The 22,238-nt window shown below is 61.8% G+C and carries 19 protein-coding genes; 1 reads left to right on the forward strand and 18 read right to left on the reverse strand.

The window, feature by feature from the left end:
- Nucleotides 1-34: 34 nt before the first annotated feature.
- From eat to F451_RS0114200, 18 genes are all read right to left on the reverse strand, one after another.
- On the reverse strand, nucleotides 35-1,468 hold the full coding sequence (gene eat, locus F451_RS0114115; protein WP_020682031.1) for an ethanolamine permease: 1,434 nt from the start codon (nucleotides 1,466-1,468) through the stop codon (nucleotides 35-37).
- A 525-nt stretch (nucleotides 1,469-1,993) separates the two neighbouring features.
- Nucleotides 1,994-2,455 carry a hypothetical protein gene (locus F451_RS0114120; RefSeq protein ID WP_020682032.1) on the reverse strand — a complete coding sequence of 154 codons (462 nt, stop codon included), beginning with the start codon at nucleotides 2,453-2,455 and terminating at the stop codon, nucleotides 1,994-1,996.
- Between the two features lie 65 nt (nucleotides 2,456-2,520).
- Entirely contained in the window at nucleotides 2,521-3,987 is a 1,467-nt protein-coding gene (locus F451_RS0114125) for an NADH-quinone oxidoreductase subunit N (protein WP_020682033.1), read from the reverse strand.
- On the reverse strand, nucleotides 3,984-5,504 hold the full coding sequence (locus tag F451_RS0114130) for a complex I subunit 4 family protein (protein WP_020682034.1): 1,521 nt from the start codon (nucleotides 5,502-5,504) through the stop codon (nucleotides 3,984-3,986). The genes F451_RS0114125 and F451_RS0114130 overlap by 4 nt, the downstream gene beginning before the upstream one ends.
- Nucleotides 5,501-7,315 (reverse strand): NADH-quinone oxidoreductase subunit L, encoded by a 1,815-nt coding sequence (nuoL, locus tag F451_RS0114135; RefSeq protein WP_026291773.1) that lies wholly within the window; start codon nucleotides 7,313-7,315, stop codon nucleotides 5,501-5,503. Before nuoL ends, F451_RS0114130 begins: the two co-directional genes overlap by 4 nt.
- Before the next feature lie 129 nt (nucleotides 7,316-7,444).
- A complete protein-coding gene (nuoK, locus tag F451_RS0114140; protein WP_020682036.1) occupies nucleotides 7,445-7,765 on the reverse strand; it encodes an NADH-quinone oxidoreductase subunit NuoK in 321 nt (106 codons plus the stop codon).
- Nucleotides 7,766-8,278, reverse strand: coding sequence for an NADH-quinone oxidoreductase subunit J (nuoJ, locus tag F451_RS0114145; RefSeq protein ID WP_020682037.1), 513 nt, complete (start codon nucleotides 8,276-8,278; stop codon nucleotides 7,766-7,768).
- Between the two features lie 174 nt (nucleotides 8,279-8,452).
- Nucleotides 8,453-8,968 carry an NADH-quinone oxidoreductase subunit NuoI gene (gene nuoI, locus F451_RS0114150; protein WP_020682038.1) on the reverse strand — a complete coding sequence of 172 codons (516 nt, stop codon included), beginning with the start codon at nucleotides 8,966-8,968 and terminating at the stop codon, nucleotides 8,453-8,455.
- A 32-nt stretch (nucleotides 8,969-9,000) separates the two neighbouring features.
- The gene (nuoH, locus tag F451_RS0114155; RefSeq protein WP_020682039.1) at nucleotides 9,001-9,945 is read right to left on the reverse strand and encodes an NADH-quinone oxidoreductase subunit NuoH; all 945 of its coding nucleotides are present in this window, start codon (nucleotides 9,943-9,945) and stop codon (nucleotides 9,001-9,003) included.
- Nucleotides 9,938-12,712 carry an NADH-quinone oxidoreductase subunit NuoG gene (nuoG, locus tag F451_RS25605; RefSeq protein ID WP_020682040.1) on the reverse strand — a complete coding sequence of 925 codons (2,775 nt, stop codon included), beginning with the start codon at nucleotides 12,710-12,712 and terminating at the stop codon, nucleotides 9,938-9,940. Before nuoG ends, nuoH begins: the two co-directional genes overlap by 8 nt.
- A gap of 127 nt (nucleotides 12,713-12,839) precedes the next feature.
- On the reverse strand, nucleotides 12,840-14,126 hold the full coding sequence (gene nuoF, locus F451_RS0114165) for an NADH-quinone oxidoreductase subunit NuoF (RefSeq protein WP_020682041.1): 1,287 nt from the start codon (nucleotides 14,124-14,126) through the stop codon (nucleotides 12,840-12,842).
- A 3-nt stretch (nucleotides 14,127-14,129) separates the two neighbouring features.
- Nucleotides 14,130-14,654: an NADH-quinone oxidoreductase subunit NuoE gene (gene nuoE / locus F451_RS0114170; protein WP_020682042.1), complete on the reverse strand. Its 525-nt coding sequence runs from the start codon at nucleotides 14,652-14,654 to the stop codon at nucleotides 14,130-14,132.
- 43 nt (nucleotides 14,655-14,697) lie between these two features.
- Nucleotides 14,698-16,479, reverse strand: a complete 1,782-nt coding sequence (gene nuoC / locus F451_RS0114175; protein ID WP_020682043.1) for an NADH-quinone oxidoreductase subunit C/D — start codon at nucleotides 16,477-16,479, stop codon at nucleotides 14,698-14,700.
- Between the two features lie 12 nt (nucleotides 16,480-16,491).
- Nucleotides 16,492-17,061 carry an NADH-quinone oxidoreductase subunit B gene (locus tag F451_RS0114180; RefSeq protein WP_240476485.1) on the reverse strand — a complete coding sequence of 190 codons (570 nt, stop codon included), beginning with the start codon at nucleotides 17,059-17,061 and terminating at the stop codon, nucleotides 16,492-16,494.
- A gap of 59 nt (nucleotides 17,062-17,120) precedes the next feature.
- A complete protein-coding gene (locus tag F451_RS27785) occupies nucleotides 17,121-17,282 on the reverse strand; it encodes a hypothetical protein (protein ID WP_020682045.1) in 162 nt (53 codons plus the stop codon).
- Nucleotides 17,279-17,692 (reverse strand): NADH-quinone oxidoreductase subunit A, encoded by a 414-nt coding sequence (locus F451_RS0114190; RefSeq protein ID WP_020682046.1) that lies wholly within the window; start codon nucleotides 17,690-17,692, stop codon nucleotides 17,279-17,281. The genes F451_RS27785 and F451_RS0114190 overlap by 4 nt, the downstream gene beginning before the upstream one ends.
- 343 nt (nucleotides 17,693-18,035) lie before the next feature.
- Entirely contained in the window at nucleotides 18,036-19,208 is a 1,173-nt protein-coding gene (locus F451_RS0114195; RefSeq protein WP_420835277.1) for a Glu/Leu/Phe/Val family dehydrogenase, read from the reverse strand.
- A 211-nt stretch (nucleotides 19,209-19,419) separates the two neighbouring features.
- Complete coding sequence (locus tag F451_RS0114200; RefSeq protein ID WP_020682048.1) at nucleotides 19,420-20,256, reverse strand: LysR family transcriptional regulator; 837 nt, start codon at nucleotides 20,254-20,256, stop codon at nucleotides 19,420-19,422.
- 130 nt (nucleotides 20,257-20,386) lie between these two features.
- Here F451_RS0114200 and F451_RS25610 point away from each other — a divergent pair, with 130 nt between their 5' ends.
- Nucleotides 20,387-22,156 carry a SulP family inorganic anion transporter gene (locus tag F451_RS25610; protein WP_020682049.1) on the forward strand — a complete coding sequence of 590 codons (1,770 nt, stop codon included), beginning with the start codon at nucleotides 20,387-20,389 and terminating at the stop codon, nucleotides 22,154-22,156.
- The last annotated feature ends 82 nt before the right edge of the window (nucleotides 22,157-22,238 follow it).

The raw sequence follows: 22,238 nt of genomic DNA on the forward strand, positions 1-22,238 counted from the left end.
CCGCGGGCCCTTGCGGCCCGCGCGGCGGTTTCGCTCAGCTCAATTCGGATTCGGCCCGTGCGATGGCTTCGAACTCTTCCTCCGGCGCCCGGGCCACCAGACGGTGGCGGCTGTAGAAGGCAAAGTAGGCCACCATCACCGCATAGAAGACGCCACTCCAGATGGCCGCTTCCGTGCTCACCAGGAAGGTGGACGCAAAGGCCGCAATAGAGAGCACGAAGGCGATGCCGGAGGTCACTGCGCCACCCGGCGTTTTGTAGGGGCGCTCCAGATCGGGCTCCTTACGACGCAGAATCATGTGCGACAGGGTCATCAGGGCATAGGAAATGGTCGCGCCAAACACCGCCATGGTGATCATCAGGTCCCCCTCGCCGGTCAGCGACAGTCCGAAACCGATCAGGCCCGGTACCACCAGCGCCATGGTCGGCACCTTCTTCTTGCCGGTCACCGACAGCCAGCGCGGCAGATAGCCGGCACGGGACAGTGCAAACACCTGACGTGAATAAGCATAGATAATGGAAAAGAAGGATGCGATCAGGCCGAAAAGCCCCACCACGTTGACGAAGGTGGCGGCGCTGGAATCTTCGCCGTAAACCGCCTGCAGTGCGCCCACCAGCGGAGCACCGTGATCCTTCATCAGATCGGCGCCGGCTACACCCGGCGCCAGAAACAGCACCAGGATGCCAAACACCAGCAGCACGGCCATGGCCGTAATGATGCCGCGGGGCATGTCCCGGGCAGGGTCCTTGCATTCCTCCGCCGCCAGCGGCACGCCTTCCACCGCCAGGAACAGCCACATGGCAAACGGCAGCGCCGCCCAGATACCCATGTAGCCCTGCGGCAGGAAGCTGCTCGCGCCGGTCGCGGCGGTATTGATGCTGACATCAAACAGGTTATCTACGCTGAAATACGGCAGGGTGCCGACGATGAACACCAGAATGGCGGCAACGGCAAGGCCGGTAATGACCATCATGATTTTCAGTGCTTCGCCGGCGCCCCACAGATGAATGCCGATAAAGAGCGCATAGAAGGCCGCATACACCAGCGGGCCGTCGAGTCCGAACAGCTCATTCACATAGCCGCCGATAAAGATCGCGATAGCGGCCGGCGCTATGGCGTATTCCAGCAGGATGGCGGTGCCGGTCAGGTAGCCGCCCCAGGGTCCCAGCGCCCGGCGGGCAAAGCTGTAGCCGCCGCCGGCGGTGGGCAGTGAGGCCGACAGTTCGGCCAGCGCCAGCACCTTGCAGCTGTACATCAGGGCCATCAGGATGGTGGCGATCAGCATGCCGCCAAAGCCCCCCTGCCCCAGGCCGAAGTTCCAGCCGGCAAAGTCGCCGGAGATCACGTAGGAAACCCCCAGGCTCGCCAGCAGAATCCAGCCGGCGGCGCCCTGTTTAAGCTGGCGTTTGTCGAGGTAGTCGCTGGAAACAGACTCATACCCCACCGAGGTGGTTGTCATCTCTGTCATCGAAAAAACCCTCTGCGATCCCGGCAACCGGGTCGACGTGTTGTTATTGTAGGTGTCGCGCAAAACAGCCCGCAGGCTGTCCCGGCAAGACGGGTACGCCAGTTACTCTAGCCCCGTCGGGTCTGTAGTACCTAAACAGGTTAAAAGCGGCCAATAGGGTAGTATCGATTTTTTTAATACTTGCTTTTTTCTTTAGCTATCAGTGTATTACATACGACACGAGCTGACCCAGAGGCGAGAGGCGAGAGGCGAGAGGCGAGAGGCGAGAGGCGAGAGGCGAGAGGCGAGAGGCGAACGATAGACGGCGGCGCAGGCGCGGTACAGGCAGCGCGCCGGGAAACATCGGTGAAATATGCAGGCTTGCGCAATTGGGCGGACGCGGCACCGCGACGCCGCTGGCCCGAGCCGGATTACAGTCAGCGCAGCGCGACCGCGCACCGGTGGCGCAGTCTCAGCGCAATGCTTTGCTGCCCATCTGCCTGACGGGACTACAGCCCAGCTGCGCCCTGGCAGGCACAAGTCAGGCTAGATATCATGCAGCGAGTTGAGTGTCTGGGTAAATTTCCGGCGCTCCAGCGCTTCCAGCTGCATGAGATCTGTGAGGTATTCGTTGGCATTGGCGGCCTCGATCTCCTTGCATGCCCCCTCAAACAAGTCCACCAAATACTCATCGATGCGCAGGCCAATCTCACACACCTGATCGGCATTTGGATTTGGGTACTCTTTCGCGAGCGCCGCGACGAACGCTTTGGGGGCATCCTCCAAGGTGTACTGAATATAGGTGGCCAGCACGCCCGGCGTACCGGAGCGAAGCCGCTCCTTCAAGCTGGTTTCCATCTGCTGCTCATGCTTGATCATGTAGTCCAGCAAGAGCCTGGCCCTGGCATCCCCGCTACGCTGTTCAAGTTCCCGGTACAGTCCCGCTGCTTCCTGGTGCATGTTGATGGCATTCTTGACCAGGTCTCCCACGGTCTCGAAATTTTTCATGATGTACTCCCCCCAAAATAGTCCGGTGCAGTGCAAAGCATCACCTTAACTATAAGCAGTTTTGTCTAGAACAGCGGTAACCACTGCATCACCGGCAATGGATAGATACCCAGCAATACCAGCAGTAACGTCAGACCGTATATCAGCCAGCGTCCGCTGTGATAACGCAGGCCACGAACAGACTCATCCTGCTGCAGCAGGACCAGAATGATGCGCAGATAATAGTAGAGGCCCAGGGCACTGCCCAGCACCACGACCACGAGCAGCCACCAGAGCCCGGCCTGGGCACCGGCAGCAAGAATGTAGAACTTGCCAATAAAGCCGACCGTGAGCGGAATGCCCGCCAGCGACAGCAAAATCAACATAAAACAGCCACCCAGAACGGGTTCGCGCCAGCACAGCCCGCTATAGCGCTGCAGCCGATAATCCCGGGATTCGCCGACGCCGCCGGACAGGGTGCCAATCATCGCAAATGCCGCCAGAGTGGTGAGGCTGTAAGCCAGCAGATAGAAGGCGCCCGCCTGCAGCGCGAACTCGCTGGAGTCGGCCTGCCCCGTGGCCAGGAACACCACCAGCAAATACCCCAGATGGGCAATCGAGGAATAGGCCAGCAGGCGTTTCATGTCATCCTGACGCAGGGCCAGCAGGTTGCCCACCAGGATGGACAGCATCGCCAGCACCCTTAACACCGCGGCAATCTGTTCGCTCTGCAGCGCATCACTCATCAACAGATAGCGCAGCAGCACCGCCACCAGCGCCCCCTTGGATAGCGTCGCGATCAGAGCCGTGAAGGGTGTCGGCGCCCCCTGGTACACATCGGGAGTCCACATATGAAAAGGTACCAGCGCCAGCTTGAAGGCGACACCGATCAGCAGCAACGCCAGCCCCGCCAAGGGCAGCAGGCCAGCCGCCGGAATGTCCACAGGAAGCGACAAACGGGTAAATGCCAGCGTACCCGATTGCAGATACAGACAGGCCATGCCAAACAGCAAAAAGGCCGACGCCACCGACGACAGCACAAGGTATTTCAGCCCGGCCTCAAGGCTCGGCAGCTGCAGCCGGTCCGAGCCCGGCGCTGCACCACAGGGATAGGCCACCAGCGCAAAACTGGCCACACTCATCAGCTCCAGACCGATAAACAGCGCCGCCAGATGCTGTGCCGAGGCCAGTACCAGCGCCCCCAGCAGGCACAGGGCAAGCAGCACGTAACACTCCTCCACCGGCACCGCCAGATGCTCGCGCCGCCCGAAATACTGTGCCGCCATCAAGCCGACACACATGGCCACCAGGATGAAAAGCGCGGCAAAAAAGCCGAAAAAAGCATCAATACGCAACAGCGGCGTGACCTCAACCCCAGAGGCCTGGAGATCCAGATTGCCACCCAGCGACAGCAGCGCCGCCAGCAGGCCCAACTGATAGACCCAGAACAGCAGGCGGCGCTGCCGGCAGAACCCTGCCAGCAGCATGGTCACCACGATGGTCAGCGCCACCAGCAGCAACGGCAACAGCGCCCGCAACTCGAGCAGGGTCATGGCAGTTGCTCCCTCGATTCCCGTTGCACTACCTGATCAGTCCCGCCCGTATTCGGCATCACACGCTCAGCCAGAATCGTCGCGACCGGTCGCTGCACCATATCCAGCACAGGCTGCGGATGCAGACCAAACACCAGCAGCAACAACGCCAGACTCGCCAGAATGCCCCATTCACGGGCCGAACAGTCATGCGTTTTTGCCTGCGGTGCCGCAGCCCCCCACAGACTGCGCTGCACCAGCAACAGGGCATAGAGCGCAGCCCCCACCAACCCAAACAGTGCCACCAGCGTAATCGGCCAGTCACGCTGAAAGGCACCGGCCAGGATCAGGAACTCGGCCACGAAATTCGCCAGGCCCGGCAGCCCCAGGGACGCCAGCGCAAACAGCAGGGTAAAGCCCGACAGCCGTGGCAGCAGCGACCAGAGCCCGCCCAGCTCACGCAGATCACGGGTATGCCAGCGCGCGTATACCATGCCGACGATGATAAACAGCGCCGCCGTGCTCAGGCCATGTGCCAGCATCTGCATCACGGCACCCTGCAGCGCCAGATCATTCAGCGCGTAGATTCCCAGCAGCACGAACCCCATATGACTGACGCTGGTATAGGCCACCAGCCGCTTCATGTCGTGCTGGGCAAACGCCAGTTTGGCGCCGTACAACACGCCCAGGGCACCGAGCCCCATGGCCAGCGGCGCAAACTCGGCGCTGGCGTCGGGGAACAGCGGCAGCGTAAAGCGCAGCAGGCCGTAGGCGCCGGTCTTCAGCAGGATCGCGGCCAGCAAGACACTGCCCGCCGTCGGCGCTTCGGTATGGGCATCCGGCAGCCAGGTATGCAGTGCCACCATGGGCAGCTTGACCGCAAAAGCGATAAAGAATCCCAGCATCAGCCAGAACGCCGGTAGCGGTGCCAGCTGCAGACGTAAAAGATCACCATAGTCAAAGCTCATGACACCGGTCTGCCCGTAATGCACAAACACCAGGCCAAGGATCGCCACCAGCATCAGCAGACTGCTGGCCTGAGTGAAAATGAAAAACTTGGTGGCGGCATAGTGACGGTTTTCATGGCCCCAGATGGCAATCAGCAACACCATGGGAATGAGCATCAGCTCCCAGAACACAAAGAACAAAAACAGGTCCAGTGCCAGGAAAACACCGATGATTCCGGCGACCGACAACAGCAGGTTGCAATAAAAAAAGCCGACCCGCTGATCGATATCACGCCATGATGCCAGCACCGATACGGCGCCGATAAACAGCGTCAGCCACAGCAACAGCGCACTGAGGCCATCCAGGGCGAAATGCCAGCTGATACCCAGCACCGGCAGCCACTCAGTCTGGAACTGCAGCCACCAGAGCCCGCCCGCCGGTGCTTCATGGGGCACCTGCCAAAGCAGCAGGGCCTCGAGACCCAGTACGACAAGACTCAAGCCACGCGCGAGACCGCAGCGCCAGCGCTCTGCCAGCCAGACCAGCACGGCCCCCAGCAGCGGGATCAGAATCAGCAGCACCAGGCTCATAGCGTCACCACCATCAGCACCAGTACCGCCCCCATGGCAATACCGGCAGCGTAGCGGCGCAAACGCCCGTTCTGGGTGATCGAGAGCCAGGCGTGAGCGCAGCCGCTGAGCCAGGCCACGAACTGCACCGGCTGATCGGCCAGATCCTTGCGGTTAAGGCGCGCCAGCAACAACAGCGGCCGCACCAGCAGGCCATCATAGAGGGCATCGAAGCCCCAGCCGGCACGCCAGCCACGCGCCAGTGCACTGTCGTTCCAGCGCTGTCGCAAGCCCCGGCCATAACGCCACAGCAGCGCGCCTGTTACCAGCCCCAGCCAGGGCATGATCAGGATGGCACCATGCACCGCCGCCGGCACCTCGGTCGCAGCCAGCGGTGCAAAGACCGCCCCCAGCGGTTGCGGAATCAGCGCACCCAGGAGTGCCAGCAGACAGAGCAGCGCCAGCGGAACTACCAGCGTCGGCCGCATATCGGGGCGGGGCTCGGTGACCACCTCGCCGAAAAACAGTTTCAGGAACAGCCGCAGGCTGTAGAGCGCCGTGATCCCGGCACCAGTCAGCGCCAGCCACCAGGCCAGACTGCCCCCGTGCAGCCCATAGGCCTGCAGCAGGATCGCATCCTTGCTGTAAAAGCCGGATGTCAGCGGCAGTGCAGCCAGCGCGGCGCAGCCGATGGCAAAACAGAGCGCACTGAAAGGCAGCCGGTGCAGCAATCCGCCCATGCGGCGCAGGTCCTGTTCGTGGTGCAGGCTCAGGATCACCTGGCCCGCGGCCAGGAACAGCAGCGCCTTGAAGAAGGCATGGGTCATCAGGTGGAAGATCGCCGCCGAAAAGGCGCCTGCACCCAGGGCAAAAAACATGTAGCCAATCTGGCTGATGGTGGAATAGGCCAGCACCCGCTTCAGGTCATGCTGCACCAGCGCACTGCAGGCGGCCAGAAACAGCGTCAGGGCCCCGACCAGCGCCACCAGCTCCATAATCCGGGGCGCCAGCAGGAAGATGCCCTGGGTCCTGGCGATCAGATAGACGCCGGCGGTCACCATGGTCGCGGCATGGATCAGTGCGCTGACCGGCGTAGGACCGGCCATGGCATCGGGCAGCCAGGTCTGCAGCGGCAGCTGCGCGGACTTGCCCACCGCCCCGCCCAGCAGCAGCAACGCCACCCAGAATGGCCAGTCCGTTGCGACCCACTCCAGCTGTGCACGCTCAATCACCGTCTGGATATGCAGGGTACCGAACTGCTGGATCATGATCAGCAGGGCCGCCGCCAGGGCGATATCCCCGATCCGTGTCACGACAAATGCCTTGCGCGCGGCATAGCCATTGGCCGGTTCCCGGTACCAGAAGCCGATCAGCAGAAAGCTGCAAAGCCCCACGCCTTCCCAGCCGAGATACAGCAGCAGGAAATCGTCCGCCAGCACCAGCAGCAGCATGGCGCCCACAAAGAGGTTGAGATACCCGAAGAAGCGGGCATAGCCCTCATCGCCGGCCATGTACGCGGCGGAATACAGGTGAATCAGCGAGCCGACACCCGTAATCACACCGATCATGACCGCACTGAGGCCATCGAAATAGAATCCGAAAGCGATCGTCAGTCCCGCACTGCTGAACCAGGGCTGCAGCATGACCGACACGGCAGTGCTTCCTGCCGACACGAAACCTGCAATCAGCAAAGCAGACAACAGTGCCGCACCGAGCACCGACCCAACGCCCAGCAGGGTCACCAGACGCGCGCTCATGCGTCCGCCCAGCAATAGCAGCACCAGGCTGCTGAACAGCGGCAACGCAGGTATCCAGCCCATCCATGCGGTCATGCTACCTCCTCATCCTGTCCAGGCGGTTGGTACCGGCACTATCGATTCCACACTGTTCACAATCCCGAAACAGTGGCATGTTCAGCGCTGGCCGCATTCGTCTTGCTGTCCCGCTCAGACGCATCATCGTTACCCTCGCATGCCGTCAAGGCTGTCGATATCAAGGCTGCGACGGCGTCGATAAAGCTGCACCACCAGCGCCAGGGCAATGGCCACCTCGGCGGCGGCCAGCGTCAGGATCAGGACAAACATCACCTGACCATCGGCATTGCCGTGTACAGCCCCCGCCAGCACGAATACAAAGGCCACCGCGTTAAGCATCAGCTCAAGCGACATGAGCACAAAAAGCAGGTTGCGCCTGGTCAGCACCCCGGCCAGCCCGATGCAAAACAGCACGGCGGCAAAGAGCAGGCCATGCTCGACGGGAATCACCAGCCCTGGGCTCTCCATTTATCCCTCCTCCCGTGGTCGATGCTTCAGGGCGCGGGTCAGGTGCCAGGCACCGACGAGCGCCGCCAGCAAGAGCATGGATGCCAGCTCCACCAGCAGCATGTAGGGACCATAGAGCGCGCGCCCCACCGCCACCGCATCGACAGCCGCCGCATCCCCGCTGGCCAAGGCTGCCGGCAGCAGCAGATAGCCCAGCTGTGCCAGCAGTACGGCACACAGCAGCGCTGGTCCCCGCCATATCCGGCCCGAGAGCCAGGCCCGTTCCTGCCCGACGGCACTGTCGCCCTGGTTGAGCATCATGATCACGAACACCATCAGCACCATGATGGCACCGGCATAGATAATGACTTCCAGTGCCGCGGCAAAGGGCGCGCCGAGCATGAAGAACATCAGCGCAATGGCCAGCAGTGTAACGATCAGGTACAGCAGCGCATGCACCGCGTTGACGCCACGAATCACACGCCAGGCGGCCAACAGGGCAATGAGTGCACTCAAATAAAAAAGTAGTTGCATTCCATCCTCCCAGGAGTGTGTTGGGCTTAGCCGATCGTAGCGAGGGAAAGACCGTTTTGAGGCAGTTTTTGAGCTCTTTTAAGGCGAATAGTGGTTCTATTTAACGAAAAAGAGCACAAAAAATGACCAGAATCGGCTTTTCCGCAGTAGATTAGTGTTAAGTCCGACAGACTCCTATGGCAGCAGGCTTTTTACGTTGATTGGCTCGGCTTCGTGGGCCGCCTGCCCCTTGTCCTTGCCCCCGATGGCCTTGCCGGCCACGCGATAGAAGCTGTATTCGGGGTACTTCCCCGGGCCGCTGATGAGCAGGTCCTCTTTCTCGTACACCATGCTCTGCCGGTCGTATTCACACATTTCGAAATCCGGCGTCAGCTGAATCGCCAGGGTCGGGCAGGCCTCTTCACAGAGGCCACAGAGGATGCAGCGCGAAAAATTGATGCGAAAGAACTCGGGATACCAGCGGCCCTCGGCATCCTCGGTCTTTTGCAGGGCGATGCAGTCCACCGGGCAGGCCACCGCGCAGAGATTGCAGGCAACGCAGCGCTCCTCACCGTCCGGGTCCCGGGTCAGCACGATGCGGCCCCGGTAGCGCGGCGCAAGATAGGGTTTTTCCTCCGGATACTGCACCGTTTCACGCGGCCGCACCGTATGCTGCAGCACCTTCCAGAGCGATCTAAGCTCACTGAACATGGTGGTCTCCTCCCCGTCTGCCGGCGTCGTTATTAAAGCAATACCCAGCCGGTGACCGTCAGATTGAGCAACGCCAGCGGCAGCAGGCATTTCCAGCCAAAACACATCAGCTGGTCATAGCGCGGCCGCGGCAATGCCGCCCGCATCAGTACAAACAAAAACACGAAAGCCGTGGTTTTCAGCACAAACCAGAGCCAGCCGGGCAACACCGGGCCCAGCCAGCCGCCAAAAAACAGCGTCGTCATGAGCGCCGACACCAGAATCACGCCGAGATACTCGGCCAGAAAAAACATGCCGAACTTCATGCCCGAATACTCGGTATGAAAACCCGCCGTGAGTTCGTGCTCGGCTTCCGGCAAGTCGAACGGCAAGCGGTGGCTTTGGGCGATACCGGCGACAAAAAACAGCAGCATGCCGAGAAACTGTGGCACACAGAACCAGAGTTCCTGCTGCGCCTCAACGATCCGGCCCAGGCTAAAGGACCCTGCCTGCAACACGACCCCAAGCAGCGACAATCCCATGAAGACTTCATAGCTGAGCGTCTGGGCGGCCGAGCGCAGTGCACCCAGCAGCGCATACTTGTTATTGGAGGCGTAGCCGCCGAGCAGAATGCCGAAGACGGCCAGCGAGGTCATGGCGAGGAAAAACAGCAGGCCGACGTTCATGTCGACCAGCGGAAAAGCCGGGGTGAACGGAATGATGACAAAGCTCAGCAGCACCGTGACCAGGACAATGGCCGGCGCCAGCACGAACACCGGCCGGTCGGCAAAGGGCGGCACGAATTCGTGCTTGCCGAGCAGCTTGAGCATGTCCGCGACGACCTGAAGCACGCCAAAAGGCCCAACGCGGTTCGGCCCGTAACGGTCCTGCCACAAGCCCAGCAAGCGTCGCTCCAGCCAGGTGAGCAGCGCTGCCGAGACCACCAGCAGACCCAGCAGCGACAGCACTCGAAGACCGATTACACCCAGCTCAGCCATGACCGCCTCCCTTATCGCTGGCGATCAGATGCACCGGGCGTGGCAGTGGCTGCAGCGCCGGCCTGAGGCTTAACGCGGGCGACGGATCGGTTCCAGCCAGCCAGAATCCGGGCCGTTGCGGTATGGCAAGGCTGCCGGCCGGCAGGCTTGGGTCCACCTGCACATAGAGCGTCTGGCTGCAGTCGCCGTAGTGCAGCTCCAGGCTATCCCAGCTGTTCACTTCCAGCCGGCGGGCACTCTGCGCATCAATACCGAGTACTGCAGGTCCGGCCCGCTCCGCCACGGCGGGCGCATAGCCACTCAGCTCCTCGACAAACACCTCGTAACACGGGATCAATTGCCACTGCTGTGCAGAGTCCCGTGTGGACAGCGGGGATGCGGGCGGCTGATCGAGCGCCTCGAAATGCAGCCTGACCAGGTCCGCCGTTTCACGCCAGTCGCCCCCGGCTTCCTGCTGGAAGCGGTTCAGCGCCTGGCCGGAATTCCAACCGGGCGCCCAGACGCTTGCCCGCGCGGCCCCTGGGCCCGGCACGCCCTCCATCGAGAATCGATACGGTGAGTCATGATCCGCGGGAGGCGGAAACTCGCGCACCTGCCGGTATGCATGCATTGCGGTACGGCCGCTGGCGCGAGCGCTTTGGCGCTGGAATCCGGCGCCATGAATACGCGCCTCGACGCCAGGGCCGGCCCGCTCAATATCGGCGAATATGGGAACGGCAGCCGCCAGGCTGTGCCGCACAGCATCACTGTTGTGCCAGCCTGCCAGCTGCGCCCAGCGGGCATGCGGGCCCGAGCTCTGCTGCCGGGCGGCCGCGCGGCTCAACTGCTGCCAGGGCGGCGCACACTCGGTGCTCTGCACCGCCTGGAACCGCTGTGCGATACCTGAGGCATTGACCAGGGTGCCCTGCTGTTCAAACTGTGTCGGCACCGGAATCAGGGCATCCGCCCGCTGTACCGTGTCGGTGTCAAGGCACTCCAGCACCAGCCAGTGCTCGGCGAGGCCCCGCAACCGCGCCAGGGCGTCGGGGGCGAGGCGGCGCTGCAGATTGTTTTCCAGAATCACCAGGCTGCAGGCTTTGCCCTGCGCCCGCGCCTGCTCCAGCGCCACCGTGAGCTCATCGAATCCCTGCTGGGCCAAGGCGGCCAGCCCCACGCTGTTGCTTTCCATAGCGCCCACATAGAGCAGCGGCTCGTGCCCGCGGTCACGCAGCGCCTGCTCGAGTTCGGCCAGGGCATCGAGCTGGTCCGGCGCCGCGAGCCCGCAGCCTGCCAGCAACAGCGGCTGGCGGGCCTGGCTCAGCATCGCGGCGGCGTCCTCAATCCAGGCCAGCTGCGCAGCAGTCAAGCCAGTGCCCGCCTCTTCGCCGGCAACGTAATGCGCCAGGGCGCGGGCCATGCGGGAGATCTCATCCACGGGTGCGCAAAACAGCCGCTCGGTGATATCGTCCAGCGCAGTGCCACAGGGCACCAGTTGCCATAACGGGCTGCGCGTATGCTGGCCCAGGTTACGAACTGCGGCATCCTGCCAGGGCGCTATTTTCTGTTCTCGAGCCCGGGCGAGACTGCGGTTACGCACCAGCTGGCGCAGCGACAGGGCCAGGCGAGGCGATGTTGCGGCAACATCCTCACCAATGATCAGGGCCGCGTCGGCCTGTTCAATGTCACGCAAGGTCGCATAACCTGAATCGCGCCGGGCAGCGAGACTCAGGTAGCGCCGCAGACACTGCAATTCCCCCGCGGCGATACCGGCGAAGAAATGCTCCGGCCCAGCCAGGGTACTGAGGGCAAAGTTGTTCTCAAGCGAGGCGCGCGGCGAGCCGATGGCAAACACTGCGTGGGCGGGATCCCGAATGCGTTCAAGCAGTTCGTCCAGCAGTGCGCTTGCATCGGCGATATCAGTGCCCTCTGCGCTGCGCCGATACCCCTGCCTCAGTCGCTCAGGCGCATTGCTGTAGTCATAGCCAAAGCGGCCCCGGTCGCACAGAAAATAGCCATTGAGCTGATGATGGTAACGGTTGCTGATGCGCAGGATACGGTCATAGCGCTGCGCCGGTGTGGTATTGCAGCCCACCGCACAGTGCGCACAGACGGAGGGCGCGCACTGCAGATCCCATTTGCGGCTGTAGTGGCGGCTGTAAGTACGGTCGGTAAAGACGCCGGTCGGGCACACTTCGACCAGGTTGCCGCTGAACGGGCTATCGAGCACACCATCCTGCTCACGGCCAAAATAGACATGATTGTGCGACGCCTGGGCACTGAGATCCCGGCCACCGGCATAGTCCTGATAAAACCGGACACAGCGGTAGCAGGCGATGCAGCGGTTCATTTCATGGTTGATGAACGGGCCCAGGTACTGGTTGCGGTGGGTGCGCTTCAACCCTCGATAGCGACGCAGGTTATGGCCGCTCATTTCGGTCATGTCCTGCAGATGGCACTCGCCGCCTTCTTCGCAGACCGGGCAGTCGTGCGGGTGGTTGGTCATCAGTGCCTCGATCACCGAGGCGCGAAAGGCGCTGGCCTGGGCCTCGTCCAAGCCGATGCGCATGCCGTCCTGGATGGGCGTCATGCAGGCCACGACCAGGCGACCGCGGCTGTCGTTTTCGTCCATGTACTGGGTCACTGCGCACTGGCGACAGGAGCCCACCGAGCCCAGCGCCGGATGCCAGCAGAAATAAGGCAGATTCAGACCCAGCGACAAGATCACCTGCAGCAGATTGTGCTGCGGGTTAACTTCGTATTCCCTGTCGTCGATCAGAATCCGGCTCATGGCGACCTCAATGGTGGCGAAAAGCGCTTGCCCCTAAGCTTAGTCAAAGGTCTGGCTATTCGTAGGAGCCGCGCCTCGCGGCGAACAGGTGCGGCACCCTCCGACCATTCGCCGCGGGGCGCGGCTCCTACGACAACGAGCTCCGATAGGGGCAGCTGTGCTCTTCGATATGCCGTTCGAAATCGCTGCGAAAGTGCTTCAGCGCACTTTGCAGCGGCTCCATGGCGCCCGGTGCCAGCGCGCAGAAGGTTTTGCCCGGCCCCATGAAACGGCAGTGCTCCGCCAGCGTATCCAGGTCCTCGTGGCGCCCCTGGCCCGACTCGATCGCCTCCAGCAGCTGGCGGGTCCAGGGCAGGCCGTCGCGACACGGCGTGCACCAGCCACAGGATTCCTGGGCAAAGAAGCGTTCGAGGTTCAGCACCATGCCCACCGGACAGGTGCGGTCGTCGAGCACGATCAGGGTGCCGGTCCCCATGCGGCTGCCCGCCTTGCCGATACTCTCGTAGGTCATCGGCAGATCCAGGTGCTCCGGCAGCAGGAAGTCGGTGGACCCGCCGCCCGGCAGAAAGCCCTTCAACTGATAGCCCTCGCGCATGCCACCGGCACAGCCTTCAAGGATCTCCCGTATCGGCGTGCCCATCGGCAATTCCCAGGCGCCGGGCCGGCACACTCGGCCGCTGACGCCAAACAGCTTGGTGCCGCTTTCCTCACCCAGGCCCAGCCCCTGGTGCCAGTCGCTGCCGTGGCGAATGATGTGCGGCACATTGCACAGCGTCTCGACGTTGTTGACGACCGTCGGCTGGCCCCAGGCACCGCTGATTTGCGGAAAGGGCGGCTTGGCCCGTGGCGTCGCACGCTTGCCTTCCAGCGCATTGATCAGCGCGGTTTCCTCGCCGCAGATATAGCGCCCGGCGCTGATGTGCAGGTGTAACTGCAGGCTGTAATCACTGCCCAGAATATGCTCGCCCAGCAGGCCCGCCGCATAGGCCTCACCAATCGCGCTGCGCAGTCGCCGCGCCGCATCAACATATTCACCGCGCAGAAAGACATAGGCCACGTCGGCTTCGATCGCGTAGGCGGCCAGCATAAGGCCCTCAAGCAGCTGGTGCGGATGACGCTCAAGCAGCAACCTGTCCTTGAAGGCACCGGGCTCCATTTCGTCAGCATTGGCGACCATGTATTTGGGATGCGGCGCGCCTTCGCCACGCGGTACCAGGCTCCACTTCACACCGGTGGGAAAACCTGCCCCGCCCCGTCCGCGCAGGTTGGCGTCCTTGACCCGCGTCACGACCTCATCGGGGGCCATCCCGTCAAGCGCGGTTTTCCATGCCGTGTATCCACCCAGGTCGCGGTATTCCGCCAGGGTCAGGGCCGAGCCATCCGGCTTCAGGTGCTGGGTCAGCGGGCGTTCCATCAGCTACTCCTTGTCCTGCCCGGAAGCCGGGGGCTGCAGCAGCGCAATCAGGCTGTCGGGGTCAAGGTCATGGTGGTGCCGGTCACCGATCATCAGCGCCGGCGCATGGTCGCAGTCACCCAGACAGGTGATGGGCAGCAGCGTGTATTCGCCGTCCGCGCTGGTCTGGCCAAAGTCGATGCCCAGCTCGGCCTTAATCCGTGCCCTGAGTGCATCGCAGCCCAGCATCCAGCAGGTCACGCTGTTGCACAGGTAAATCACCTGGCGCCCCACGGGCTGGCGAAAAATCAGGTTGTAAAAGGTCGCCACCGCATCGACCTGGGCGGCCCCCAGCCCCAGGTAGTCGGCAATCGCCGCCACGCTGTCGTCGGACACCCAGCCACGGTGCTGCTGCACGATCCGCAATGCCTCGATGCACAGTGCATCGCGCTGCGGATAGGCCTGGGCCTCCCGTTCGATACTCTCGCGCTCGGCCGGGCTCAGATAGTTATTCGACCAGCCCCGGTCGCGGGCAAAGATTTCGGCCATGTCCAACCTCCCTTCCTTTTCGGCAAGAAGTGTGGGTCTTTTGTCACCGGTCCACATCGGCCATGACAAAGTCGATACTGGCAATAATGGCAATCAGATCGCTGACAAAGAGCCCCCGGCTCAGTAACGGAATCATCTGCAGCTGCGCAAAAGACGGCGTGCGAATGCGTGTTCGGTACGACTGGGTCGAGCCGTCACTGACCAGATAGTAGGCGTTCAAGCCCTTGGTCGCCTCGATCGTCACCATCGCCTCACCGGGCGGGATGACGGGCCCCCAGCTGCTGTTGACGAAGTGCTGGATCAGCGTCTCGATATCCGCCAGGGTGCGATCTTTGGGCGGTGGCGTTGTCAGCGGATGCTGCGCCTTATAGGGCCCCTCAGGCATGTTGTCCAGGCACTGGCGGATGATGCGCAGGCTCTGGCGCATTTCCCCGACCCGCACCAGGCAGCGGTCGTAACAGTCGCCATGACTGGCAGTGACCACCTCGAAATCGAACTGATCGTAACTGCTGTAGGGCCGCTTTTTGCGCAGGTCCCAGTCCAGCCCGGTGGCCCGCAGGCCGGGTCCGCTGGCGCCCCAGGCCAGGCCCTCGGCCGTGTTGTAGACGCCGATGCCCTGAGTACGGCGTTTCAGCGTACCGTTGCCCAGCACCATGGTGTCGTATTCGGCCAGACGGCCGGGCAGGTAGTCGATGAACTCCCGGATCATTCGGTCCCAGCCACGGGGCAGGTCCTGGGCCACGCCGCCGATGCGAAACCAGGCCGGGTGCATGCGGCCGCCGGTGATCGCCTCGACGATGCCGAACAGCTTTTCACGATCGGCAAACATGTAGAACACCGGCGACATCTGGCCTACGTCCTGGGCAAAGGTGCCGTAGAACACCAGGTGACTGGCAATACGGAACAGCTCGGCCATCATCACGCGGATCACCTGGGCCCGCGGCGGTACTTCAATGCCGGCCAGCTGCTCGACGGCCAGCACATAGGGCAGGTTGTTCATCACACCGCCGAGGTAATCAATACGGTCGGTATAGGGAACGTAAGAGTGCCAGGCCTGGCGTTCGCCCATTTTTTCGGCGCCACGGTGGTGATAGCCGATATCGGGCACCGCCTGGACAATTTCCTCGCCATCCAGCTGCAGCGCCACGCGAAACACCCCGTGCACGCTGGGATGGTTGGGGCCGAGGTTGAGGAACATGAAGTCACTGTCCTCGCTCTGGCGCTGCATGCCCCAGTCCTCAGGCCGGAAACGCAGTGCCTCCTGCTCGGTATCCTGGCGAGCGTCGTTCAGGCTGAAGGGCTCCACCTCGGTGGCGCGGGCGTAATGGTCCTTGCGCAGCGGATGCCCTTCCCAGGTGGGTGGCAGCAAAATGCGGCGCAGGTGCGGGTGGCCGTCGAAACGGATGCCGAACAGGTCCCAGACTTCACATTCGTACCAGTTGGCGTTGGGCCAGATATCGCAAATGCTGGGCAGCGACAGCGCCGGCTGCAACAGGGCCACCTTGATCCGAATATCCCGATTGCGGCTGACCGAGAGCAGCTGGTAAACGACGGTGAAATCCGCCGGCGGCTGGCCGTCGCGATGCTCGCGCAGGCGCTCGTCAATGGCCGTGAGATCGAACAGCATCTCGAATCCCTGACTCTGCTGCAGATGCTGCAGTAGCGCTCGAAGCTGGTCGCGCTCAACCCAGAGGGTCTCGATACCATCGACGGTGGGCTGCGCCTGCAGGGCGCCCTCTTCGAACCGGGCTTGCAGAGCCGGCTGCAGGGGTGAACGGTCAGCCCCGTTCAGGGCCAGGCTTTCATCTTCAGACTGAGAGGGCATGGGCTTGATCCATCACACGCTGTCCGGTGAGCGCAGGGTCGTCGCCTGCTGACGCTGTTCCCTGAGACGGTCGCGCTGGCTGTCCTGCGGGGCTCGGTAAACCTTGTGTCCTTCGACGACCCAGCTGAGCGGGCGCCGCTCCTTGCCGATCGAATCCTGCAGCAACATCAGCCCCTGCAGCAGCGCTTCAGGACGCGGCGGGCAGCCCGGCACATACACATCCACCGGCAGAAAACGGTCGACGCCCTGCACCACGCTGTAGATATCGTACATGCCACCGGAGTTGGCACAGGATCCCATGGAGATGACCCAGCGGGGTTCCAGCATTTGCTCGTACAGCCGCTGTATCACCGGTGCCATTTTCAGAAACACCGTGCCGGATATCACCATCAGGTCGGCCTGGCGCGGCGTAGCCCGAATCACCTCGGAGCCGAAGCGGGCGATATCGTGGCGCGGCGTGAAGGCCGTCGCCATTTCCACATAGCAGCAGGATAGGCCGAAGTTGAATGGCCATACCGAGTGCTTGCGCCCCCAGGACAACAGCTCTTCCAGTTTGGCCGTCAGCACGCTCTGGCGAACCATGTCCTCGTAGGCGCGGTCACGGTCCGTGGCAATGGTATCGGCCTTTGTCAGATTCCAGCTCATGGACTGTACTCCTCATCCTTCAGGCTGCACTGATGCGGCCCCCAGTCCAGCGCACCCTCGCCCAACTTGGCCGTCAGCACGCTCTGGCGAACCCTGTCCTCGTAGGCGCGGTCACGGTCCGTGGCAATGGTATCGGCCTTTGTCAGATTCCAGCTCATGGACTGTGCTCCTCATCCTTCAGGCTGCGCTGATGCGGTCCCCAGTCCAGCGCACCTTCGCGCCAGAGATACAGCAGCGCGGCCAGCAGAATCAGGATGAAGATCAGCGCCTCGACGAAACCGGCCAGCCCCACGGCATCGAAGGCCACGGCCCAGGCGTACAGAAAGATCACTTCCAGATCAAAGACCACGAACAGGATCGCGACCACAAAATAGGCAATGGACAGCCGCAGGCGCGCCGAACCCACCGCCACGATGCCCGATTCAAAAGGTTCGTCCGTCGCCCTGTCATGGTGGCGCGGTCCAAGAAAATGCGACATGGCAAGCATGGTCGCGGTAAGGAGCAGCACAGCCAGCGCGTAAACGAGCAGCGTCCAGATGTCCTGGGATGTCAGAGAGGTCGCAGACATAAGCAGTGACCTTGCAGGCGAATGACGCCCTAACTATAGAAGGCCAGCCGCAAAACCGCTCATCGCAGCGCGATCGCTCGTGCGTGGCGGATTCAGGTCGGGGCCCAAATCCCCTCGGGGGCCGGACGAACCGTTTGACGTTCCATGTGGAACGCCATCACCTGCGGTGCACAGCCTGCCTACTGATGGTTTCAACGCTGAAGCATGTCCATCCCGACGGGGATGCGCTGGAAGTACGGAGAACTGGAGATCACCGGCTGACTGGCCATCGATACAGAGCCCGGGATCAACAATTTGAGCCCGGCAACAAGCCAAAACCGAACACAGGGGCAGGTTCTCCCTGTCAGGCGCTGTTTTGCGCGTCACCATTCTGAAAATACTCCTTGGTGCCGTGGGCCTGGACCGCCTGACCAATACGCCGCAATGCCAGCACATAGGCGGCATTGCGCAAGGTTCGCTGTTCCGATTCGGCAATGCGAAACGTTTCATGCACCGCGGTGGTCATCCGCGCTTCCAGCTCTTCACGCACCCGGCCCAGGCTCCAGGGGTAGCCGGAGCGATTCTGCACCCATTCGAAATAGCTGACGGTGACACCGCCAGCATTGACCAGCACATCGGGAACGATGGTTAAGCCGCGCTCAGCCAGGCTGGCCTCGGCTTCAGAGCGAACCGGACCATTGGCGACCTCGACAATGGTTTTGGCCCGAATGCTGTCGCAGTTATGCAGACCGATCACGCCTTCGATAGCAGCGGGTATCAGCAGATCAACATCCAGCGCCAGCAACTCATCGTTGCTTATCTCAACATGTTCCACCAGCTCGCATACTGACTGTTCACAGTACACAGCCCGAACCTGTTTGCTGTTCTGCTTCTCTTCCCAGAGGCTATCGATATTGAAACCCTTGTCCGAATAGATGCCGCCCTTGGAATCACTGATGGCAACAATGTTGTAGCCATCCTTTTGTAGCAAGCGCGCAACATGATAGGCCGCTATACCGAACCCCTGGATCGCCACGCGTATTTTGTCAGGTTGCCAGTTGTGCCGGGCGGCAACTTCCCGAATACACAGATAGGCGCCCCGGCCCGTCGCCTCCTCACGTCCCCGGCTACCGCCCAGAGCGATAGGCTTCCCGGTAATAACGGCGGGCGCGCGAACACGCTTGATGGCCTCGTATTCATCGACCATCCAGCCCATCACCATCGAATTCGTATAAATATCAGGTGCGGGGATATCGCTATCGGGGCCAATAAAATCAGCCATGGAGCGCATGTAAGCCCGGGAGAGTCGCTCCAGTTCCATCGGCGACAGCTCTTTAGGCTGCACCACGACACCCCCCTTGGCGCCCCCAAAAGGCAGATCCAGCACCGCACACTTGATGGTCATCCACAGTGCAAGCGCCTGAATCTCCGCCCGTGTTACCTGTGGATGAAAACGAATCCCCCCCTTGGTCGGACCAAGTACATCGTTATAGTGGCAGCGAAAACCCTGGAAATAGCGCATCGAGCCGTCGTCCATGCGAACCGGTAACGCTGTCTCCAGGGTGGCAACCGGGTGTAACAGCGACTCCACCACGTCCGGCATGATTCCAGCGTCTTCGCCCAGCTCGCGAATACGCGCCAGGGCATCCTGAAGTACATCCTGATTCGACATGACACTCTCCTGCCAGCAGACCGGCGTTACGTCTTGCGGAAAGCCCCGCTACCTGGCGTCCCGTGCAGTTCCTTTTTCAGGATAGACGCTTGAGCAGATCTGCCACCAGCTTGTGATGCTCGCCATGCAATCCATAGGCGGCGTAGGCCTTCATTTCGATCTGCGGTGCATCCTCTACGGCAAACAGTTTCTGCTCTGTGAGCAGCGGCTTAACGCTATCCAGCGGCAGATATGCCGCTCCGCCGCACGCAAGAATCAGGTTAAGTGCCAGCCGGCCACTGTTGACCCGCCCCCTTGCCAGTAACCGCTGCGGGAAATGGCCCTCATGCAGGCTCGCAAAGGTCGTGCCCCACTCCACCCGGATATAGTCCTCGCCAATGGCCGACTCAACCGACTGCCGGGCTCGATTGGACACCAGCAGCAACGGCACACTGGCAACTTCTTCGACCGCAACACCCTGTATACGCGGAGGCTCATACATGAAGCCGACATCGATCATGCCCCGCTCCAGTTTTTCCACCACGCGCAGCGGTGTGCTTTCCTCTGCGCGCAGTCCCAGCCGCGGAAAATCCCGGTAGATACCGTTGAGCCAGTCCTGCAGGAAGATATCCCACAAACTGGCCACGCCGGCCACCACCAGCCGACGCTGGTGCCGTTCGCTCAGCGCCGTGTCCTCATAGGCGCGTTCCCAGGCGCCAAGAATAAAGCGGGCATGACGCTCCATGCGCTCCCCGGCGGGGGTCAGGCCAATCCGGTGGTGCTGGCGGGTAAAAAGCGACAGCCCCAGATGTTCTTCCAGCTGGCGAATACGGGCACTGACAGTGGAAGCCGATACACAGAGGTTTTCCGACGCCCGGCCGAAATTGCGCGTACGACTCACTTCCAGAAAGGTTTTCAGCAACAGGGTATCCATGCTTGGTACTCTTTTTCGGCGGGCTCCGTTCAATCTTCGATTTTATTGTTCGTAACTTCCAGTATTTTTCGTTTTTCAGGACGGCAAAAACGCTCTACCCTGCCTAATCTAGACCTTTAACGGAGCGATCATGAAGCGCTGGCTGTCACTAGGCGCCCCCTTCCTCAGCTGGGGGCGCTCCATCAATCAACGTACTCTGCGCGCTGACGTGATGGCCGGCATCACCGGTGCGGTCATCGCGTTACCGCAGGCCGTCGCCTATGCCTTTATTGCCGGGCTGCCGCCCGAGTATGGTCTGTACTCAGCAATCATTATTTCGGTGATTGCCGCACTGTTCGGCTCCTCCTGGCATATGGTATCCGGTCCGGCCGCTGCGATTTCGATCGTGATCATGAGCGTCGTCAGCGGGCTTGGCGAGCTGGATCCTGCACAATACCTGAGCGCGGTACTGACCCTGACTCTGCTGGTCGGCCTGATGCAGCTGGGCATGGGGATCCTGCGCCTGGGGAGCCTGGTTAACTTCATCTCCCACAGCGTGGTAATCGCCTTCACTGCCGGTGCGGCAATACTGATTGGCGCCAGCCAGCTCAAGCATGTCCTGGGTGTCGCCGTTCCAGGCGGCTTGTCATTTATCGATGGCCTCCTCGCGCTGCTTGATCAGACCGATGCCGTGAACTATATCTCCCTCGGCGTCGGCGCAATCACCCTGTTGTCGGCACTGCTGGTACGCAGGCTTAATCGCCGCTGGCCCCATTTGCTGATTGGCATGACCGTGGGCAGCGTCACCTGCCTGCTGTTGAATGGCGCCGACCAGGGCGTTGCACTGGTCGGCGCGCTGCCCGGCACCCTGCCTCCGCTGTCGCTGCCTGACTTGTCTGCCAATACGATTCAACCGCTGGCGTCCGGCGCCTTTGCGCTGGCGCTGCTCGGCCTGATCGAAGCGGTATCCATCGCGCGGGCCATCGCGCTGCGCTCGCAACAGCAGATCAGCGGCAACCAGGAGTTTATCGGCCAGGGTCTGGCCAATACCATCGGCAGTTTTTTTTCCTGTTTCGCGAGTTCAGGCTCTTTTACACGCTCGGGTGCCAACTATGATGCCGGCGCCAAAACCCCACTGGCCGCTGTATTTTCAGCGGGTATCCAGGCAAGCGTCTTGCTGCTGGCGCCAGGCCTTACAGCGTATCTCCCGCTGCCCGCCATGGCGGGAGCCGTGTTACTGATCGCCTGGAACCTGATCGACCTTCATCATATCCGCCAGATTATCAAGTCCAGCCGCAACGAGACCCTGGTGCTGACAGTCACCTTCCTCGCCACTCTGTTTGTAGAGCTGGAGTTTGCCATCTACATTGGCGTTTTCCTGTCACTGGCACTTTACCTGCGCCGCACGTCCCGTCCCAGCGTGATGGAAGTTGCGCCCATACCCGATCACCCCCGCCGTCAGATCAAGAACACGCAGCGTTTTTCACTGCAGCAGTGCCCGCAGCTGAAGATCATCCGTATCGACGGATCGCTGTTTTTCGGTGCCATTGACCATATTCAGCAACGTATTCGGGCCTTGAGCAATGAAGGCGATACCAACCGTTTGCTGATCATCGGCAAGGGCATCAACTTTATCGATGTAGCCGGCGCCGAGATGCTGATCCAGGAGTCCAGGCGCCTGCAACAACGCGGCGGCAAGCTGATGTTCAGCTCCCTCAAGGGCACGGTGATAGACGAATTGCGCGCCAATGGCTACCTGCAAAGGATTGGCGAAGAACTGTTCTACGACTCACCGGAAGCAGCACTGAGCGACTCGGTCGTGAAGCTGAATAAGGAGGTTTGCCAGCGCTGCTCGGCACGTATTTTCAGGGAGTGCGCCACGCCCACCAACAGCGAGATGATTCCTGTCACCCGGTTGTAACCCCGCGAACACAGGCTGCCAACCCTCACAAAAATTGCACAGGGTCGAAGTCGACGCCGCTGCCCCTGTGACGCACGGAGGC

Source organism: Marinobacterium rhizophilum DSM 18822, assembly GCF_000378045.1.
GTDB lineage: Bacteria > Pseudomonadota > Gammaproteobacteria > Pseudomonadales > Balneatricaceae > Marinobacterium_A > Marinobacterium_A rhizophilum.

What these genes read in the sequence shown, in the direction of transcription:
- nuoF (WP_020682041.1), bottom strand. Translation starts at nt 14,126, where the DNA reads ATGGAACGCCCGCTGACCCAGCACCTGAAGCCGGATGGCTCGGCCCTG.
- F451_RS0114130 (WP_020682034.1), bottom strand. Translation starts at nt 5,504, where the DNA reads ATGAGCCTGGTGCTGCTGATTCTGATCCCGCTGCTGGGGGCCGTGCTG.
- nuoE (WP_020682042.1), bottom strand. Translation starts at nt 14,654, where the DNA reads ATGGCCGAAATCTTTGCCCGCGACCGGGGCTGGTCGAATAACTATCTG.
- F451_RS0114180 (WP_240476485.1), bottom strand. Translation starts at nt 17,061, where the DNA reads ATGGTTCGCCAGAGCGTGCTGACGGCCAAACTGGAAGAGCTGTTGTCC.
- nuoI (WP_020682038.1), bottom strand. Translation starts at nt 8,968, where the DNA reads ATGTTCAGTGAGCTTAGATCGCTCTGGAAGGTGCTGCAGCATACGGTG.
- F451_RS0114120 (WP_020682032.1), bottom strand. Translation starts at nt 2,455, where the DNA reads ATGAAAAATTTCGAGACCGTGGGAGACCTGGTCAAGAATGCCATCAAC.
- nuoK (WP_020682036.1), bottom strand. Translation starts at nt 7,765, where the DNA reads ATGGAGAGCCCAGGGCTGGTGATTCCCGTCGAGCATGGCCTGCTCTTT.
- F451_RS25610 (WP_020682049.1), top strand. Translation starts at nt 20,387, where the DNA reads ATGAAGCGCTGGCTGTCACTAGGCGCCCCCTTCCTCAGCTGGGGGCGC.
- F451_RS0114125 (WP_020682033.1), bottom strand. Translation starts at nt 3,987, where the DNA reads ATGACCCTGCTCGAGTTGCGGGCGCTGTTGCCGTTGCTGCTGGTGGCG.
- nuoJ (WP_020682037.1), bottom strand. Translation starts at nt 8,278, where the DNA reads ATGCAACTACTTTTTTATTTGAGTGCACTCATTGCCCTGTTGGCCGCC.
- nuoL (WP_026291773.1), bottom strand. Translation starts at nt 7,315, where the DNA reads ATGACCGCATGGATGGGCTGGATACCTGCGTTGCCGCTGTTCAGCAGC.
- nuoG (WP_020682040.1), bottom strand. Translation starts at nt 12,712, where the DNA reads ATGAGCCGGATTCTGATCGACGACAGGGAATACGAAGTTAACCCGCAG.
- F451_RS0114190 (WP_020682046.1), bottom strand. Translation starts at nt 17,692, where the DNA reads ATGTCTGCGACCTCTCTGACATCCCAGGACATCTGGACGCTGCTCGTT.
- F451_RS0114200 (WP_020682048.1), bottom strand. Translation starts at nt 20,256, where the DNA reads ATGGATACCCTGTTGCTGAAAACCTTTCTGGAAGTGAGTCGTACGCGC.
- F451_RS0114195 (WP_420835277.1), bottom strand. Translation starts at nt 19,208, where the DNA reads ATGGACGACGGCTCGATGCGCTATTTCCAGGGTTTTCGCTGCCACTAT.
- nuoH (WP_020682039.1), bottom strand. Translation starts at nt 9,945, where the DNA reads ATGGCTGAGCTGGGTGTAATCGGTCTTCGAGTGCTGTCGCTGCTGGGT.
- nuoC (WP_020682043.1), bottom strand. Translation starts at nt 16,479, where the DNA reads ATGCCCTCTCAGTCTGAAGATGAAAGCCTGGCCCTGAACGGGGCTGAC.
- eat (WP_020682031.1), bottom strand. Translation starts at nt 1,468, where the DNA reads ATGACAGAGATGACAACCACCTCGGTGGGGTATGAGTCTGTTTCCAGC.
- F451_RS27785 (WP_020682045.1), bottom strand. Translation starts at nt 17,282, where the DNA reads ATGAGCTGGAATCTGACAAAGGCCGATACCATTGCCACGGACCGTGAC.